The 16,696-nt window shown below is 72.2% G+C and carries 18 protein-coding genes; 10 read left to right on the plus strand and 8 right to left on the minus strand.

Annotated features, from left to right (window positions below):
* Positions 1 to 16: 16 nt before the first annotated feature.
* From sucB to IEY87_RS35815, 3 genes are read right to left on the minus strand one after another with little or no spacing between them, the layout of a single operon-like run.
* On the minus strand, positions 17 to 1,453 hold the full coding sequence (gene sucB / locus IEY87_RS35805; protein ID WP_189143270.1) for a 2-oxoglutarate dehydrogenase, E2 component, dihydrolipoamide succinyltransferase: 1,437 nt from the start codon (positions 1,451 to 1,453) through the stop codon (positions 17 to 19).
* A 37-nt stretch (positions 1,454 to 1,490) separates the two neighbouring features.
* Entirely contained in the window at positions 1,491 to 2,855 is a 1,365-nt protein-coding gene (lpdA, locus tag IEY87_RS35810; RefSeq protein WP_189143271.1) for a dihydrolipoyl dehydrogenase, read from the minus strand.
* Between the two features lie 51 nt (positions 2,856 to 2,906).
* Positions 2,907 to 4,382: a leucyl aminopeptidase gene (locus IEY87_RS35815; RefSeq protein WP_189143272.1), complete on the minus strand. Its 1,476-nt coding sequence runs from the start codon at positions 4,380 to 4,382 to the stop codon at positions 2,907 to 2,909.
* A gap of 105 nt (positions 4,383 to 4,487) precedes the next feature.
* Here IEY87_RS35815 and IEY87_RS35820 point away from each other — a divergent pair, with 105 nt between their 5' ends.
* From IEY87_RS35820 to IEY87_RS35830, 3 genes are read left to right on the plus strand one after another with little or no spacing between them, the layout of a single operon-like run.
* Positions 4,488 to 4,835, plus strand: coding sequence for a GntR family transcriptional regulator (locus IEY87_RS35820; RefSeq protein WP_189143273.1), 348 nt, complete (start codon positions 4,488 to 4,490; stop codon positions 4,833 to 4,835).
* On the plus strand, positions 4,832 to 5,815 hold the full coding sequence (locus IEY87_RS35825) for a DUF1648 domain-containing protein (protein ID WP_189143274.1): 984 nt from the start codon (positions 4,832 to 4,834) through the stop codon (positions 5,813 to 5,815). Before IEY87_RS35820 ends, IEY87_RS35825 begins: the two co-directional genes overlap by 4 nt.
* Positions 5,812 to 6,696: a CPBP family intramembrane glutamic endopeptidase gene (locus IEY87_RS35830; protein ID WP_189143275.1), complete on the plus strand. Its 885-nt coding sequence runs from the start codon at positions 5,812 to 5,814 to the stop codon at positions 6,694 to 6,696. Before IEY87_RS35825 ends, IEY87_RS35830 begins: the two co-directional genes overlap by 4 nt.
* Positions 6,697 to 6,764: 68 nt before the next feature.
* On the opposite strand, the gene IEY87_RS35835 is transcribed toward IEY87_RS35830, so the two are convergent.
* Positions 6,765 to 7,598, minus strand: coding sequence for an adenosylcobinamide-GDP ribazoletransferase (locus tag IEY87_RS35835; protein ID WP_189143276.1), 834 nt, complete (start codon positions 7,596 to 7,598; stop codon positions 6,765 to 6,767).
* A gap of 49 nt (positions 7,599 to 7,647) precedes the next feature.
* Positions 7,648 to 8,367: an aminoglycoside 3'-phosphotransferase gene (locus tag IEY87_RS35840; RefSeq protein ID WP_189143277.1), complete on the minus strand. Its 720-nt coding sequence runs from the start codon at positions 8,365 to 8,367 to the stop codon at positions 7,648 to 7,650.
* Between the two features lie 66 nt (positions 8,368 to 8,433).
* Between IEY87_RS35840 and IEY87_RS35845 the strand changes: the two genes are divergently transcribed.
* Complete coding sequence (locus IEY87_RS35845; RefSeq protein WP_189143278.1) at positions 8,434 to 9,234, plus strand: ABC transporter ATP-binding protein; 801 nt, start codon at positions 8,434 to 8,436, stop codon at positions 9,232 to 9,234.
* A gap of 126 nt (positions 9,235 to 9,360) precedes the next feature.
* Here the strand turns inward: IEY87_RS35845 and IEY87_RS35850 are convergent, their stop codons facing one another.
* Positions 9,361 to 10,365, minus strand: a complete 1,005-nt coding sequence (locus IEY87_RS35850) for a bifunctional adenosylcobinamide kinase/adenosylcobinamide-phosphate guanylyltransferase (RefSeq protein ID WP_189143279.1) — start codon at positions 10,363 to 10,365, stop codon at positions 9,361 to 9,363.
* 188 nt (positions 10,366 to 10,553) lie between these two features.
* Here IEY87_RS35850 and IEY87_RS35855 point away from each other — a divergent pair, with 188 nt between their 5' ends.
* The gene (locus IEY87_RS35855) at positions 10,554 to 10,760 is read left to right on the plus strand and encodes a hypothetical protein (protein ID WP_189143280.1); all 207 of its coding nucleotides are present in this window, start codon (positions 10,554 to 10,556) and stop codon (positions 10,758 to 10,760) included.
* Between the two features lie 58 nt (positions 10,761 to 10,818).
* Here the strand turns inward: IEY87_RS35855 and IEY87_RS35860 are convergent, their stop codons facing one another.
* Positions 10,819 to 11,820, minus strand: a complete 1,002-nt coding sequence (locus IEY87_RS35860) for an aldo/keto reductase family protein (protein ID WP_189143281.1) — start codon at positions 11,818 to 11,820, stop codon at positions 10,819 to 10,821.
* Positions 11,821 to 11,990: 170 nt separating this feature from the next.
* Entirely contained in the window at positions 11,991 to 12,575 is a 585-nt protein-coding gene (locus IEY87_RS35865; protein ID WP_225277985.1) for a DUF3043 domain-containing protein, read from the minus strand.
* A gap of 177 nt (positions 12,576 to 12,752) precedes the next feature.
* Between IEY87_RS35865 and IEY87_RS35870 the strand changes: the two genes are divergently transcribed.
* From IEY87_RS35870 to IEY87_RS35890, 5 genes are read left to right on the plus strand one after another with little or no spacing between them, the layout of a single operon-like run.
* The gene (locus IEY87_RS35870) at positions 12,753 to 13,544 is read left to right on the plus strand and encodes a PspA/IM30 family protein (protein WP_229699434.1); all 792 of its coding nucleotides are present in this window, start codon (positions 12,753 to 12,755) and stop codon (positions 13,542 to 13,544) included.
* Positions 13,541 to 13,819 (plus strand): PspA-associated protein PspAA, encoded by a 279-nt coding sequence (pspAA, locus tag IEY87_RS35875; RefSeq protein WP_189143282.1) that lies wholly within the window; start codon positions 13,541 to 13,543, stop codon positions 13,817 to 13,819. The genes IEY87_RS35870 and pspAA overlap by 4 nt, the downstream gene beginning before the upstream one ends.
* Before the next feature lie 4 nt (positions 13,820 to 13,823).
* Positions 13,824 to 14,723, plus strand: a complete 900-nt coding sequence (gene htpX, locus IEY87_RS35880) for a zinc metalloprotease HtpX (RefSeq protein ID WP_189143283.1) — start codon at positions 13,824 to 13,826, stop codon at positions 14,721 to 14,723.
* A gap of 5 nt (positions 14,724 to 14,728) precedes the next feature.
* Positions 14,729 to 15,286 (plus strand): PspA-associated protein PspAB, encoded by a 558-nt coding sequence (gene pspAB, locus IEY87_RS35885; RefSeq protein WP_189143284.1) that lies wholly within the window; start codon positions 14,729 to 14,731, stop codon positions 15,284 to 15,286.
* 25 nt (positions 15,287 to 15,311) lie between these two features.
* Entirely contained in the window at positions 15,312 to 16,667 is a 1,356-nt protein-coding gene (locus IEY87_RS35890) for an alpha/beta fold hydrolase (RefSeq protein ID WP_189143285.1), read from the plus strand.
* Positions 16,668 to 16,696: the final 29 nt, after the last annotated feature.

Consider the following 16,696-nt stretch of genomic DNA (forward strand, 5'->3'; position numbering starts at 1 on the left):
CGTGGGCGGGACCCCGCTACGCCAGACCCAGCTGGGCCTCGAAGCGGCCCTCCTCCAGGCGGCGCTTGATCGTGGTCAGGAACCTGGCCGCGTCGGCGCCGTCCACCAGGCGGTGGTCGTACGTCAGCGCGAGGTAGACCATCGAACGGACCGCGATGACCTCGCCCTCAGGGGTGTCGACCACCACGGGACGCTTGACGACGGCGCCGGTGCCGAGCATGCCGACCTGCGGCTGGTTGAGGATCGGCGTGTCGAACAGGGCGCCGCGGCTGCCGGTGTTGGTCAGCGTGAACGTGCCCCCGGTGATCTCGTCGGGCGTCACCTTGTTGGCGCGGGTGCGCTCGGCCAGATCCGTGACCTTGCGGGCCAGACCGGCGAGGTTGAGGTCACCGGCGTCCTTGACCACGGCCGCGAGCAGGCCGCGCTCGGTGTCGACCGCGACGCCGAGGTTCTCGACGTCGAAGTAGGTCACCTCGTTGGTCTCGTTGTTGATCGTCGCGTTCAGCTTGGGGTGCTGCTTGAGCGCCTCGACCGTGGCCAGCGCGAAGAACGGGGTGAAGGTCAGCTTGACGCCCTCGCGGCGGAAGAAGTCGTCCTTCACCTTCGCCCGCAGCCGCGCGATCTTGGTGACGTCCACCTCGACCACCGAGGTGAGCTGGGCCGCCGTCTGCAGCGACTCCACCATCCGCTTGGCGATCGTCTGCCGCAGGCGGGTCATCTTCTCGGTGCGGCCACGCAGCGTGGTGTCGACCTGGACCGGCTCGGGCTCGGCGGCCGGGGCCTGAGCGGCCGGGGCGGCCTGGGCGGGGGCCTGAGCCGCGGCGGGGGCGGGCGCCGGGGCGGCCTGCTCACGCCGGCTCTTGGCGGCCTCCAGCACGTCCTGCTTGCGGATCCGGCCGCCCACGCCGGTGCCGGTGATCGCTTCGAGGTCCACGCCGTGCTCGGTGGCGAGCTTGCGCACCAGAGGCGTGACGTAGGGGCTCTCGCCGGAGGTGGGCAGCACGGACGAGGCGGCGGCGGGAGCCGGAGCCTGCGGGGCCGGCGCGGGGGCGGGGGCGGGGGCGGGCTGCGCGGGCTGGGGAGCCGGGGCGGGCTGCGCGGGCGCCGGCTGCGGGATCGAGGAGGCGGGTGCCGGGGCGGGCTCAGGCTCGGGCTCGGGCTCCGGCTGTGCGGCGGGCGCGGCCTCCTCGGCCGGGGCGGCGCCGCCGCCCTGGCCGGTCTCGTCGATGACCGCCAGCTCGGCGCCCACCTCGACGGTCTCGTCCTCAGCCACGACGATCTTGGTGATGACACCCGCGGAAGGCGACGGAATCTCGGTGTCGACCTTGTCGGTCGACACTTCGAGGAGCGGCTCGTCGGCCTCGACGCGCTCGCCCTCCTTCTTCAGCCATCGGGTGACGGTGCCCTCGGTGACGCTCTCGCCGAGCTGGGGCATCTGTACGGAGACCGGCATCGTTATCTTCTCTCGCGTTCTGATCTCGAGGGCTGGACTAGTTGTGTACGTGCAGAGGCTTGCCGGCCAGAGCCAGCATCGCCTCACCGACCGCCTCGGATTGGGTCGGATGTGCGTGGATGAGCTGCGCCACCTCTGCGGGCAGCGCCTCCCAGTTGTAGATGAGCTGCCCCTCGGTGACGAGTTCACCGATCCGGCGGCCCACCATGTGGACGCCGACGACCGGCCCGTCCTTGCGCGCGAGCACCTTGACGGCGCCCGCGGTGCCGAGGATCTGGCTCTTGGGGTTGCCCGCGAGGTCGTAGACCTGCTCGACGATCTCGATGCCGCGCTCGGCGGCCTGCGCGGACGTGAGGCCGACGGAGGCGACCTCGGGGTCGGAGTAGGTGATCCGCGGGACGCCGGCGTAGTCGATGGGCGGCGGGTTGAGGCCGGCGATGTGCTCGGCCACCAGGATGCCCTCGGCGAAGGCGGCGTGCGCGAGCTGCGGGGTGGCGATCACGTCGCCGATCGCGTAGACGCCGGGCACGGCCGTGCGGCAGTGCTCGTCGACGCTGACCGCGCCGCGCTCGATCACCACGCCGGCCTCCTCGAAGCCCAGGCCCGCGGTGACGGCGCCACGGCCGACCGCGACGAGCAGGAGCTCGGCGTCCAGCGTCTTGCCGTTGGCGAGGGTGACGATCACACCGGTGTCGGTGGTCTTGGCGCCGTCGAAGAAGACGCCGAGCTCGTACTTGATGCCGCGCCTGCGGAAGGCCCGCTCCAGCAGCTTGGAGCTGGACTCCTCCTCGGCCGGCAGCAGGTGCGGCAGCGCCTCGACGATGGTGACCTCGGCGCCGAAGGAGCGGTAGACGCTGGCCAGCTCGACGCCGATGACGCCGCCGCCCAGCACGATCACCGACGAGGGCACCCGGTCCATCGTCAGCGTGTGCTCGCTGGTGATGACCCGGCGGCCGTCGATGTCGAGGCCGGGCAGCGACCGGGGCGCCGAGCCGGTGGCCAGCACGACGTGGCGGCCTTCGTACACCTCGGAGCCCACCTGGACGCGGCCCGCGCCCGCGAGGCGGCCCTCGCCCTCGACCACCGTCACGCCGGCGGCCTTCAGCAGCCCCTGCACGCCCTTCCAGGCGCGGGTGACGATCTTGTCCTTGAAGGCGTGCACGCCGGGGACGTCGATGCCGTCGAAGCGCGCCTTGACGCCGAACGACGCGCTCTCCCGCGTCTCGTCGGCGATCTCGGCGGAGTGCAGCAGGGCCTTGGTGGGGATGCATCCCCTGTGGAGGCAGGTGCCGCCGATCTTGTCCTTCTCGATCAGGACGACCGTCATGCCCAGCTCGGCCGCGCGTAGCGCGCAGGCGTAACCGCCGCTGCCGCCACCTAGGACGACGATGTCGTAGGCCACAGGATGGCTCCTTGTCGGGGTGTTCGTGATGCCGTCATCTTTTCATTTGTTTCAGATGCTCGCGTGCCGCTCGGCGAGTCCGATGAGGGTCCGGGTGATGGCGCCGGTGCCGCCCTTGGGGGTGTAGCCGTGCGGCTCGCCCTTGTTGAAGGCGGGTCCGGCCATGTCGATGTGCGCCCAGCGGACCCCGTCGGGCACGAACTCCTTGAGGAAGATGCCCGCGGCCAGCATGCTGCCCCAGCGCTCCGGCTGGAGGTTGGCGATGTCGGCGACGGGGGAGTCGAGGCCCTTGCGCAGCTCCTCGGGCAGCGGCATGCCCCAGGCGCCCTCACCGGCGGCGCCGGCCGCCTCGACGACCAGGTCGCGCACGGCGTCGTCGTTGGCCATGACGCCGGCCGTGCGCCAGCCGAGCGCGACGATCTGGGCGCCGGTGAGGGTGGCCACGTCGACGATCAGGTCGGGGTGGTCCTCGGCGGCGCGGGCGATGCCGTCCATGAGGACCAGGCGGCCCTCGGCGTCGGTGTCGAGCACCTCGACGGTCTTGCCGCTGTAGCTGTGGATGACGTCGGAGGGGCGCTGGGCGGTGCCGCTCGGCAGGTTCTCCGCCAGGCAGAGGTAGCCGACGACGTTGACCGGGACGCCGAGGCGGGCGATGCCGACGAGCGAGCCGAAAACTGCTCCCGCGCCGCCCATGTCGGACTTCATCCAGTCCATCGACGCCGACGGCTTGAGGGACAGGCCGCCCGAGTCGAACGTGATGCCCTTGCCCACGAACGCCAGCGTCTTGGCGGCGTCGGGGTGGGTGTAGGAGAGGCGGACCAGGCGCGGCGGGTTGACCGAGCCCTGGCCGACGCCGACGATGCCGCCGTAGCCGGCCTCCTTGAGGCGCTGCTCGTCGAGCACCTCGACGCTCAGCCCGGCCTTGCCGCCGGTCTGCTCGGCGATCTCGGCGAACTTGGCGGGCCACAGGTGCGACGGCGGCGTGTTGACCAGGTCGCGGACCAGGGCGACGGACTCGGCCAGCACGCCCGCGCGCTCGGCCACGCCATCCCCGCCGTCGACGCCGGAGAGCACGGTGAGCTCGGCGACCGGCGCCTTCTGGTCGTCGCCGGTGTGGTAGCGGGCGAAGGCGTAGGCGCCCAGCAGCGCGCCCAGCGCCACGGCCTCGGCCTCTTCGGCGGAGCCGGCCGGCAGGGCGAGCGCGGCGCGCGAGGTGCCCGCCAGGGAGCGGACGGCCGCGCCCGCGGCCCGGCGCAGGCCCTCGGCGTCCACGGACTCGCCCAGGCCCACCGCGACCAGCACCGGCGCGGTGACGGCGCCGAACGTCGGCAGCTTGGCCAGCTCTCCGGCCTTGCCGGTGAACCCGACGGAGGTGAGCGAGGTGGCGAGCTTGCCGCCGAAGGCGGCGTCGAGTGCTTCGGCGCTCACGGTGGGGCGCGGACCGTCGGCGCCGGGCTGGAAGGCGACAACGAGCGCATCGGTGTCGAGAGAGACTGGATCTGCTGAGTTCAGCCGCACAGTGGTCACGTAAACCGATGCTATCCACGGTTTCTCCGTACTCACAAACAGGGGTTCATCCCACCAATAATCGGCAAGCGTTCATGAAGACATGGTGCTAGTGTCATTAGCACCATGTTGCTCACCCTTGATCTCAACGACGCCCGCCCCCTGCACGAGCAGGTCGCGGGCGCGATCCGGCGCGCCATCGGCGAGGGTTCCTACACGCAAGGCGACCGGCTGCCCTCGGCCAGGGACCTCGCCGAAGCGCTCGGCATCAACTCCAACACCGTGCTCCGCGCGCTGCGCGAGCTGCGGGAGGAGGGCCTGCTGGAGTTCCGGCGGGGGCGCGGCGTCAGCGTCGCCCGCCAGGCCGACGGGCGCGCCCTGATTCGCGAGCGGGCGCGCGCGCTCCTGGAAGAGGCCGGGCGGTACGGCTACCGCGCCGAGGACGTCATCGCAATCTTGAAGGAGTTCCCATGACCACCCGCGCACCCGATCCAGGGAAGGCCCTCGTCGCCGCCGTCTGGGGGGCGGTCGTCACGGCCGTGCTGATCGCGGCGCCCCTGATGCTCCGCGACCGGCTGCCGGAGCCGCTGGCCGTGCACTGGGGGCCGGGCTCGGCGGCCGACCGCGCCGCGTCCTTCGGGATCGCCGTGGCCATGCCGGTGGCGTTGTGGGCGGTGCTCTGGCCGGCGCTGGTCGTCACGGCGGCGCGCGGCCTGTCCCGCAGGTCCGCCCGCGCCTCCTGGTGGGCGGGGCTCACCGGTGGCGGCCTGCTCGCGCTCGGCCTGGGCGGCCTGACGCTGCTGGCCAACCTCGACGTGGCGACCTGGACCGAAGCGGCCCTGCCGCTCTGGGCTCCCCTCGCCCTGGTGGCCGTGCCGACGGCCGTGGGGGTGCTCGGCGGCTACCTCGGCAGGGGCGCCCCCGACGAGCGGCCGGCCGACCAGGAGCCGCCGGTGCTCAGGCTCGGGCCCGGCCGGCGCGCGGTCTGGGTCAGCCGGATCAGCAACCCCTGGCCGCTGGCCATCACCGTCGTGGCGGCCCTCGGCCTGTTCGCGCTCGGCGCATTCGAGATCACCGGAATCGCCACCGGCCCCGTGGTCACCGGCGTGCTGCCCGCCCTCGGCGTGGTGCTGGTGGTCGGCCTGTTCGCCTCGTCGCTCACCGCCCGCGTCACCGGCGACGGCCTGGTGCTCGGTTTCGGCCCGCTCGGCTGGCCGAAGCGCAGGATCGGGCTCGCCAAGATCGACAAAGCCTGGACCGAGGAGAGAAGCCCGAGCCAGGTGGGCGGCTGGGGCGTGCGCGGCCTGCCCGGCGCCGCCACCATCATGCTGCGCGGCGGCGAGTGCCTGGTCGTCGGCTACCGCTCCGGCGGGCAGCTGGCCATCAGCATCGACGACGCCGAGCGCGGCGCCTCCCTCATCAACGCCCTCGTCTCCGAGAGGACCCCCGCGTGAAGCCGCTGATCGCCTTTCTCCTCGTCGCCTTCGGCCTGTCCTGGGCCGTGGCGCTGCCCCTGTGGCTCGGCGACGGGCTGAACACGCCGGTGGCGGGGCTGCTGGCCTCGCTGATGATGTTCACCCCCACCGTGGGCGTGCTCGCCGCCTGGCTGTTCACCCGTACGCCGGCCCGCCAGTGGTTGCGCGAGACCGGGCTGACCCTGGGCGGGCACAAGGGGCGCACGGCCCTGCTCGTGCTCGCCGCGTGGCTGGGCGTACCGCTGCTGGTGGCGCTCGCGATAGCGGTCAGCGCCGCGGTGGGGGTGCTGCGGGTGGACCTGGACGGAATGAGCCTGTTCCAGGCGCAACTGCGCGCGCAGGGCCTGTCCGTGCCGGAGAGCCTCGCTCCGATCGCCGTCACGCAGGTCGTCGTCGCCGTGCTGCTCGGCCCGGTGCTCAACGCCATCCCGGCGCTGGGCGAGGAGTGGGGCTGGCGCGGCTATCTGCTGCCCAGGCTCACCGGCACGCGCGGGGTGGTGGCCGGGCTGCTGCTCTCGGGCGCGATCTGGGGTCTGTGGCACGCGCCGCTGACGCTGCTCGGCTACAACTACCCCGGCCTCGGGCCGTGGGCCGCGCTCTACTTCACCGGCTTCTGCGTGCTGGCCGGGGTGGTGTTCGGCTGGCTGCGGCTGCGCTCGGGCAGCGTGTGGCCCGCCGTCGTGGCGCACGCCTCCCTGAACGCCGTCGCCCCCGCCGTCATGCTCCTCGGCGACGTCGCGGCACCGCCGAACCTGGTGGTGGCGGGCCTGGGCGGCGTGGTCGGCTGGATCCTGCTCGCGGTGTGCGGCGCGCTGCTGCTGAAGTTCTTCCCTGTACGGACTCCGCAGCCGGTCTCCTGAGCGCCGGATCCGGTCAAGGGCCCAAGGCCGGCCGATGGGTCGGGCCCTGCCGGGAAGCGCTCCACCGGTCAGCCGAGCACGGCCCAGACCACCAGCGTGGTCGCGGTGGCCGTCTCCACCAGCGCGCCCAGGACGTCACCGGTGATCCCGCCGAGCCGCCTGCGGGCGTGGCGAAGCAGCAGCGCAGCCGCGCCCAGGCCGGCGAGCAGGGACACGGACGGCGTCAGGACCACCCAGCTCAGGGTCTCGGACAGATTCAGGGCCTCGGGCGGGTTCGGGGTCTCGAACGGCCTCAGGGCCTCGGGCGCGTTCAGGGCTGTGAAGGCTCCGGACCAGGTCGTCAGGCCAAGGCCCAGGCCCAGGGTCGCCAGGAGGGCGGTCAGGGTGACGAGCCAGGCCGCGGGTGTCCGTACCGTGCCCGCGACCATCGCGCCGAGCCCTTCCTCGCGGGCGGCGGGGACTCCGTGCCGGCAGGCCCAGACGAGGGCCAGCCGGCCGGTCACGCACGCGGTCACCAGTGCGGCGGGACCCGCTTCGGACACGGCGGCGGCCTGGATGAGCAGCGTGAACACCAGGGTCATCACGCCGAACGGCCCGATGTCCGACTTTTTCATGATGTCGAGCGCCTGGGGGGCGGGTTTGCCGCTGCCCAGGCCGTCGGCGAGGTCCGCCAGGCCGTCCAGGTGCAGCCCTCGCGTCAGCACGGCCAGCAGGCCGAGGGCCAGGGCCGCGCCCAGCAGCGGCGGTCCGGGCACCAGCAGCGCGAGCGCCGCCACCGCGCCGAGCACCAGCCCCACCACGGGGGCCAGCGCCATGGCCTGCCCCGCGACCCGGCGATCGACCCGCTGCACCCGTACCGGCCACACGCTCAGCGTGCCGACCGCCAACCGCACCCCGTGCATCAGCGCGCCGCGGACGCCGCACGCCGCAGAACGGCTCGCCCGGCAGCCATCAGAACAGCTCGTCCAGCAGGCGGTAGTAGTCCAGTTTGCGCTGGTCGGGCTCGGTCAGGCCGTAGGCGGTCAGGAAGTCGGCTGCGGCGGATTCCGGGAGTTCGCGCAGGGCCACGGCCAGGTCCACGTAGCGGTCGGCCGTGCCCAGTGCGCCCACGTCCAGCAGGACCGGCTCACCGGAAGGGGAGGCCAGCACGTTGGCGGGGGTGAAGTCGCCGTGCGTGACGACCACATCCTCGGCGGCGGGCCGCTCGGTGAGGAGCCTTCGGTGGATCTGTTCGGGGGTGAGCCCGGCGTGGTCGTCGTCGAAGTCCGCGGTGTCCACCAGCCCGTCGCGGACCCGCTCGGCGGCCCTGGCCAGCTTGACGTCCAGGCGCTCGTCGAACGGGCACTCCGGCACCGGCACGTCGTGCAGGGCGCGCAGCACGGTCCCCATCACGGTCCCGGCGTCGCCGGTCGTCCTGCGTTCGAGGGTGCGCCAGCCCGCGTCGGCCAGCACCAGCGTGTCCCCCTCGAACGCCACGATGTCGGGCACGCTCGCCCAGCGCTTGAGCCACAGCAGCCGCTCGTGCTCGGCGACCGCCGCCGCGCCCTGTTTGACGAAGAAAGCGCCCGTGTGGCTGGTGACCCTGAGGGTCTCGCCGCTCATGCCCTCGTGGTCGCCCGACCAGACAGCATGCTCACCGAACAGATCGAACAAGCGCCCAGGAAGCTGCATAACGGTCGATCCTACGGGCACGCCCGGTGGCCGGATGCATACGCCCGGACTCGCTAGGGTGGCCGGATGCACGTGCTTGAACTCGAAGGCGTAGGGGTCAGAGTCGTCGGCAAGACGCTGCTGGACGGGATCGACTGGCGGGTGGGCTACGGCGACCATTGGGCCGTTCTCGGGCCGAACGGCGCGGGCAAGACAACGCTGCTGTCACTGGCCGCCGCGGTGCGCCACCCCACCGTGGGGGCGGTGACCGTGCTCGGCCACCGTCTCGGCCGCGTCGACATGCGTGAGCTGCGCCGGCACATCGGCCTGGTCGCGTCCAGCCAGCGCCTGATCGACGAGGAACTGCTGGAGGAGGAGGGGGCGACAGCGCACACCGTGGTGCTCACCGGGCACACCGCCACGAGCGCTCCGATCTGGGAGAAATACGGGGAGATCGAGCGGGAGCGGGCGCTGCGCCTGCTCGCCGACCTCGGCTGCAAGGACCTGGCCGAGCGGCCCTTCCGGGTGTGCTCCCAGGGCGAGCGCGCCCGGATCAGGGTGGCCAGGGCGCTCATGGCCGACCCTGCCGTGCTGCTGCTGGACGAGCCGTTCGCCGGACTCGACCTGCCGGCTCGCGAGGACCTCATCTCCGCCGTCGAGAACCTGGCCGAGACCAGGCCCGTGCTCACCACGGTGACGGTGACGCACCACCTGGAGGAGGTGCCCGCGACCACCACGCACGCGATGCTCATGTCCGACGCCCGCGTCCTCGCCGCCGGACCGGTGGCCGAGGTGCTCACCCCCGCCAACCTGTCCGACTGCTTCGGCCTCCCGCTCCAGGTCGACCGCATGGACGGCCGCTGGTACGCCCGCGCCGCCCGCTCCTGACCCACCCGCACACCCCGGCCGCCCGGCCGCTCGACGGCTGGGCGTCGTGGCGGGGCTGAGTCGTACGCTCAAAGCCGCACGGGGCTGAGTCGTACGCTCAGGGCGGTTAGGGGCTGAGCCGGACGCTCAGAGCCGCACAGGGCGGCCGGCGACCACGAGGGCCACATACTCGGATTCGGCGGCGAGACGCTCGTTCAGCCTGCCGAGCGCGTCTCTGAACGACCGGCCGGCGGCCGTCGCGGGCACCACGCCCATGCCGGCCTCGTCGGAGACGGCCACGACGTGGCCGGGCGCGCTCCGCCATGCCCGGACGAGCTCGTCGCAGCGCGCCTCGACGGGGACGCGATCGCCTTCCCACGCGCCGTGCTCGTCGAACACCGCCGCCAGCCAGGTGCCGAGGCCGTCGATCAGCAGCGGCGTCGTGGCGGCGCCGATCGTCTCGGCCAGGGCGGTGGTCTCCGCCGTCGCCCAGTGCGCGGGCCTGCGCTCCCGGTGGGCGCGCACCCGCGCCGCCCACTCGGCGTCCCCGTCGCCGCCGGGCCCGGTGGCGACGTAGGTGACGTACGGCTCGGCCGCCAGACGCAGCTCGGCCTCGGCCGACTTGCCGGAGCGGGACCCGCCGAGCAGCAGCACCCGCCGCGGGCGCCCGGCGGGGCTCGGCGCCGGGCGGCGCGTGTCGAGCGAGGTCCCGTCGGGTACGGCGCGCGCCCCCCACATCCGCAGCCGCCTCGCCAGCTCCTCCTCGGACCTGACGCGGTGGTCCAGCCCCACGGCGACCACGTGGGTGCGCTCGTCCACCAGCCCCGCCCGCCGCAACGACCCGAGCCGCTCGGGCCGCTCCAGCGGGTCGATCAGCACCACGTCATAGGCCGGACCGTCCGTCGGCGGCCGCGACCCCGCCGGCGCGTACAGCAGGCGGGACCCGTCGGGAGCGGTCAGCCCCAAACCGCCGGCATGCGTCGCGTAGCCCTCCGGCAGGTCGTCGAACGGGAAGGGCACCACGTCGTCGACGACCACCCCGAACGGCCGCCGCCCGGGGCCTTCCCCGTCGCGGACGGCACAGGAGGCGCAGGGGCAACCAGGCTCGGGCCAGCCCGTGCCGGCCGCCGTACCGGTGAGAAGCACGTTCACCGCGCCGAGCGTACAAACAACCTCGGCCGGAGCGGTGCGGCGGGCGGCCGCCGGACATCGTGCGGCGGTCGTTCGGCCACGCGTGTCAGCCCACGCGGGGCGAATCACTGAGATCCTTGGCAGGGTGGACGGTTCCAGGGGCCCCGAGAGGGTGCGCCGGGGAGCCCGCGGAAAAAGGAGCGTATGGCATGACATGGCGGTGGCGTTATGAGAATGCAGCCGGTGGTGAGGTGACGGATCCGCCTTTGCCGCGAGAGGTTTTCCCGAGCCAGGCCGACGCGGAGTCCTGGATCGGCGAAAACTGGAGTGAGCTGCTCGAAGCCGGTGTTGAACGGGTGGCGCTGCTCGACGAGGAGCGGGTCGAATACACAGGATTGTCCTTGCGGCCGGAATGAGACGCGCGAGAACCCCTTGAGCGTGACGCTCAAGGGGTTCTCCGCTGCCGGGGGACGGTCAGGCGCGCTTGGGCGGGGTCGCGGTCTTGGCGGGGTCGCGCTCCACGATCGGGTCGATCACCTCGTCGATGCGGCGCAGCACCTCGGCGTCGAGCTTGACGCCCGCGGCCTTGACGTTGTCGCGCACCTGCTCGGGCCGGGAGGCGCCGACGATGGCGCTGGAGACGTTCGGGTTCTGCAGGACCCAGGCGACGGCGAGCTGCGCCATGGACAGGCCCAGGTCGTCGGCGATGGGCTTGAGCCGCTGCACCCGGGACAGCACCTCGTCCGACATGAAGCGGGCGATCGTCTCGGCGCCGCCGAGCTCGTCGGTCGCCCGGGAGCCCTGGGGCGGGGCCTGGCCGGGCAGGTACTTCCCGGTGAGCACGCCCTGCGCGATCGGTGAGAAGACGATCTGGCCGAGCCCTTCACGCTCGCTCAGCGGCACGACCTCGCCCTCGATGACCCGCCACAGCATGGAGTATTGAGGCTGGTTGGACACGATGCGGTCGAAGCCCATCTCGTCGGCGATCTTCAGCGCCTGGGCGATCTGGTCGGCCCGCCACTCGCTCACGCCGACGTACAGCACCTTGCCCTGGCGGACCAGGTCGTCGAAGGTCTTGAGCGTCTCCTCCAGGGGCGTCGCGGCGTCGTAGCGGTGCGCCTGGTAGAGGTCGACGTAGTCGGTGCGCAGGCGGCGCAGGGAGCCGTTGATGGACTCGGTGATGTGCTTGCGCGACAGACCGTGGTCGTTGGGGCCCGCGCCGGTCGGCCAGTAGACCTTGGTGAAGATCTCCAGTGACTCCCGCCGGACGCCCTGGAGCGCCCGGCCGAGCACCTCTTCCGCCTTGGTGCCCGCGTAGACATCGGCGGTGTCGAAGGTGGTGATGCCCTCGTCGAGAGCCGCCTGCACGCACTGCTTGGCGGCGTCCTCCTCGACCTGGGAGCCGTGAGTGAGCCAGTTGCCGTAGCTGATCTCGCTGACCATGAGACCGCTGCGGCCGAGGTGACGGAATTCCATACATCCGACCTTAGAGGCCTATCTGGTCTTCCGGGGACCGGTGTTCCGCTTGTGGAGATCGTCCGCATAGCGAAAAGCTCGACGGCGGACGATCCACCGTCGAGCTCAGTGTGCTGGGACGCGTCGAACGCACCGGCGGGCGATCGCCCGGCCGGTGACGGCCTCCCGGCCTACTTCTTCTGGGGCACCGGCTTGCCGCCCGGCAGCACCGAAGGCGGCGGGAAGCGCAGCTTGCGGATCTGCAGGGCGCGCATCGCGGCGTAGAAGCCCACGCCCTTGAGGCTCTCGTCGGGCATCTTCGCCGCCACCTCCCTCTTGATCTTCCAGGCGACGTAGATGGAGGTGAACAGCACGCCGACCATCATGACCGGCCAGCCGAACACGATCACGCCGTTGAGCACCTGGACGCGGATGGCCGGCGGCCACGGGACCCAGGTGGCCACCAGGATCAGCAGCGAGAAGGGCAGGAAGTACTGGCTCGGCAGGCGCCGCGAGTCCACCCAGTCACGGGCGAACTTGCGCGCCGGGCCCTTGTCCCGAGCGGGGAAGTAGCGCTCGTCACCGGCGAGCATGCCCCTGCGGGCCCGGTCCCGCTCGGCGGCCTGCTTGGCGCGCATCGAGCGGTAGGCCTCTTTGCGGTCCTTGGGAGCGCTGACGGGCTGGCGCCGTCTGCTCTCGGCGTCTCTGCGCTTGGGAGTGGGACGACCCTTACCCTGGGGCTTAGGATCGTCAATGGGGACGGGGGTGTCGTCCACGGAGGTTTGGGAACGGCGTCGCAACACGACCTCAACCCTACCTGTAGTGCAACTTAGTGACGCCCACGTGCGTTATGCGTAGGGTAATCCCAAGGCGGCTGGGCTGCACTGGGTGAAACACAGCATGACCTAAGAAGGGGACGGCCGACGCGCATGAGCGTGATGAAGAGACTTTCGATGATCTTCAAGTCCAAGGCCAACAAGGCCCTGGACAAAATGGAGGATCCACGCGAGACCCTCGACTACTCCTACCAGCGGCAGCTTGAGCTGCTGCAGAAGGTGCGTCGTGGAGTGGCGGACGTCGCCACCTCTCGCAAACGCGTAGAGCTGCAGATCAATGGTCTTGAGCAGCAGGGCAAGCGCTACGAGGAGCAGGGCCGCAAGGCGCTGTCCGTGGGCCGTGAGGACCTCGCGCGCGAGGCGCTGCAGCGGCGCTCCAACCTGCAGACGCAGATCGCCGACCTGAAGATCCAGCACGACAACCTGCAGGCCGAGGAGGAGAAGCTGACCACGGCTTCCCAGCGGCTGCAGGCCAAGGTGGACTCCTTCAGGACCAAGAAGGAGACGATCAAGGCCACCTACACCGCGGCCGAGGCGCAGACGCGCATCAACGAGGCCTTCTCCGGCATCTCCGAGGAGATGGGGGACGTCGGCCTGGCGATCCAGCGCGCCGAGGACAAGACGGCCAACATGCAGGCCCGCGCCGGCGCCATCGACGAACTGCTCGCCAGCGGCGCGCTCGACGACTACAGCGGCAGCCGCACCGACGACATTCAGGCCGAGCTCGACCGCATGGGCGGCGGCATGGACGTGGAGCTGGAGCTGGCCCGGATGAAGTCCGAGCTCGGCCAGGGCCCCGCGCCCAAGAGCGCGATCGAGCAGGGGCAGCCCCAGCAGCAGCCCCAGCAGCAGCAAGCCCAGCCGAACCAGCAGACGCAGCAGTTCCGTCAGCCTGGGGAGGGCGCATGATCATCCGCATCATGGGCGAGGGCCAGGTCGAGATCTCGCCCGACGACATCTCCGTGCTCAACGATCTCGACACCGAACTCGAGGCGGCCATCGAGTCCGACGACGAGAAGGCGTTCCGGGTCAAGCTGCACGCGCTGCTGGACAAGGTGCGCCACGTGGGCAAGTCACTGCCGGACGACAGCCTTGAGCCGTCAGAGCTGATCCTTCCCCCCGCGGACGCCTCGATCGAGGAGGTCCGGGAGATGCTGGGCGACCAGGGCCTCATCCCGGGCTGACGCCGTGCGCTCGCGCTTCGCGGCCGACCCGGGTCTGACCCGCCGCATGGTCGTGACGATGTTCCTGCTCGGACTGCTGTACGTGGTGTTCGTCGGAGCCCTCGTCGCCCTGGGCGTCCAGGCGGTGGCCGTGCTGCTGATCGCGGGGGTCCTGCTGCTCGCGCAGTACTTCCTGTCCGACCGCATCGCCCTGTACGCGATGGGCGGGCGGGAGGTGTCGCCGCAGGAGGCCCCCGAGCTGCACGGCCTGATCGACCGGCTGAGCGCGCTGGCCGACATGCCCAAGCCACGGGTGGCGATCGCGCAGTCCGACGTCCCCAACGCCTTCGCCACCGGCCGCAACCAGAGCAAGGCCGTCGTCTGCGTGACGACCGGCCTCCTGCGCCGCCTGGAGCCGCACGAGCTCGAGGGCGTGCTCGCCCACGAGCTGTCGCACGTCGCGCACCGGGACGTGGCCGTGATGACGATCGCGTCGTTCCTCGGCATCGTCGCCGGACTGATGACCCGGGTGGCGCTCTACACCGGCCTCGGCGGCCGCCGCTCCGACAACCAGGGCGGGCTGCCGATCGGCCTGATCGTCATGCTGGTCTCGGTCCTGGTGTACGCGGTCAGCTTCCTGCTCACCCGTGCCCTGTCCCGCTATCGGGAGCTGGCCGCCGACCGGGCCGGGGCGCTGCTCACCCAGCGTCCGTCCGCGCTGGCCAGCGCCCTGGTCAAGATCTCCGGCGAGATGGCCAGCATCCCGACCCGCGACCTGCGTGAGGCCGAGCCCTTCAACGCCTTCTACTTCGCCCCGGCGCTGGCCAAGGGCACGACGCTGGCGAACCTGTTCGCCACGCACCCGCCGCTTGACCGGCGCCTGGAGCAGCTCACGCAGATCTCCCACCAACTCGGAAGGGGCTGACCGTCATGGGCTGGCTCGATGCCATCCTTGGCCGCTCCAAACCGGTTCCCCCCAACCTCGACGCGCTGTTCGCGCTGCCGTCCGCGGCGGTGACGCTGCAGGCGGCCACCGGGCTCCGGCCCACCGGCAACGGTTCGGTGTCCTTCAGAGCGGCCGAGGGCGGGGCCTTCGCCACGCTGGAGAGCGAGGTGAAGCAGTTGCTCGACGGCCGGGTGGAGGAGTTCACCGACAGCTACGGCTACACCTGGCTGGAGGTGCGGCGCGCCCCCGACCAGGTCTCGGACCTGGTCACGGAGTTGCACGCGGTCAACTCCTCGCTGGAGGGGGCCGGGTTCGGGCCGTCGCTGCTGTGCTCGATGGTGTCGTTCGCCGACGCCGACGGCAGGCGGCTGGCCATCGTCTACCTCTACAAGCGCGGCACCTTCTACCCGTTCGCCCCGCTGTCCGGGCAGATGCGGGACAACGCCCTGGAGCTCCAGGCCAAGGGAGTGCTGGCGGACGAGCTCCCGCTGGAGGAGGACCTCAGCCGCTGGTTCCCCGTCTGGGGCGCTCCAGGGTTCTGATGGCACACGGTGATGTAATCATCACGTGGAGCGAAGATTGTACGTGCTCGCGGCTTCCGCCTTCATCGCGGCGGCCGTGCTGTACTGCGCGTGGATCACCGGCCAGTTCACCACTCCGGCGGTCGACAGGGCGCACGGATTCGTCGGTGAGCTGGCGGCCCGCGATCAGCCGTGGACGCGCCTGTTCCGGGTCAGCGACGTGCTGTCCGGGCTGGCGTGCCTGGCCGGGGTGGCGGTGGTGCCCCGGATCGAGCGCGAGTGGCCGGGCTGGCTGGCGTTGGCGGCCTTCGGCCTGTTCACCGTCGTCGGCGGCGTGTTCCCGCTGGACTGCGCGGCGCTGAGCGCCCCGGCCTGCGCGCGGGCGCCGGGGTCGGCGGCGCACCACGCGCACGTCGTGACCGGCGTACTGGCCACCGCCGCCGCGCTGACCGCCATGGTGCTGCTGAGCCGGCGCTGGCGGACCGCGGTGGCCTGGATCGTCACCGGCCTCACCGGGCTGCTCACCGCCCTGTCCGCCGCCGCCGTGGCCGCCGGTCAGCTGGCCGGGCTGGCCCAGCGCCTGCAGGTGACGCTGATCGCCGTCTGGCTGGTGTACGTGGCGCTCAGACTGCTGGTCCGCGACGCGCCCACGCTGGTGCCCGGCCCGCTGCACGTGGTGCGGCAGGGCGAGGGGCCCGCGGTGCTGATCGCCGCCGGCGCCGCCGCGGCCTGGTGCCACTGGGACGGCGTCGCGGCGGAGTTGTCGCGCGGGCACCGGGTGACCAGGTTCGACCGGCCGGGGCTCGGGCTCAGCCCCGCCTCGCCCGTGCCGCCCACCCTGCACGGGGAGGTGGCCAGGCTCGCCGCCCTGGCTCCCGCCCATCCCGAGCGGGTCACCGTCATCGCGCACGCGATGGCCGCCTGGCACGCCGAGGCGTTCGCCCGGCTGCATCCGCTGCGCGTGTCCGCGCTCGTGCTCGTGGATCCGAGCTGTGGCACCGGTCGAGGGCGCGACGGCTCGTCGTTCCGCCGGGCGTTCGGCGGGTGGCTGCCCGCGCTGGGCGGCACCTGGGGGGCGACGGCGCTGGCCAGGATCGCCGGGCCGGTCCTGCACCGGCTGCTGTGCGGCCGCGCCGACGCCCGCGGCCTGCACCGCAAGGGCCGGGTCCTGGCCGCCACCGTGGGGGAGTGGCTGGCGCGCCCCGGCATGGCCACCGACCTGCGCCGCATCAGGTCCGAGCACGCCTTTCCCGACGTGCCGGTGACCGTGCTGTGCGCGAACGTACGGCGCGGCTGCCTCAAGAGGCTGGCCGGGGAGCTCAACGCCAGACTCGTCCCGCTTCCCGCCGCTCGCTTCCCGGTGCAGCCGCTCGCCTCCGCCGCCATCGCCGACGCCGTGTAGGCCGAAGAGGTGACGCCCGCCCGCGCCAG

This window comes from Nonomuraea glycinis (assembly GCF_014646515.1).
In the GTDB taxonomy this organism is placed as follows: Bacteria; Actinomycetota; Actinomycetes; order Streptosporangiales; family Streptosporangiaceae; genus Nonomuraea; species Nonomuraea glycinis.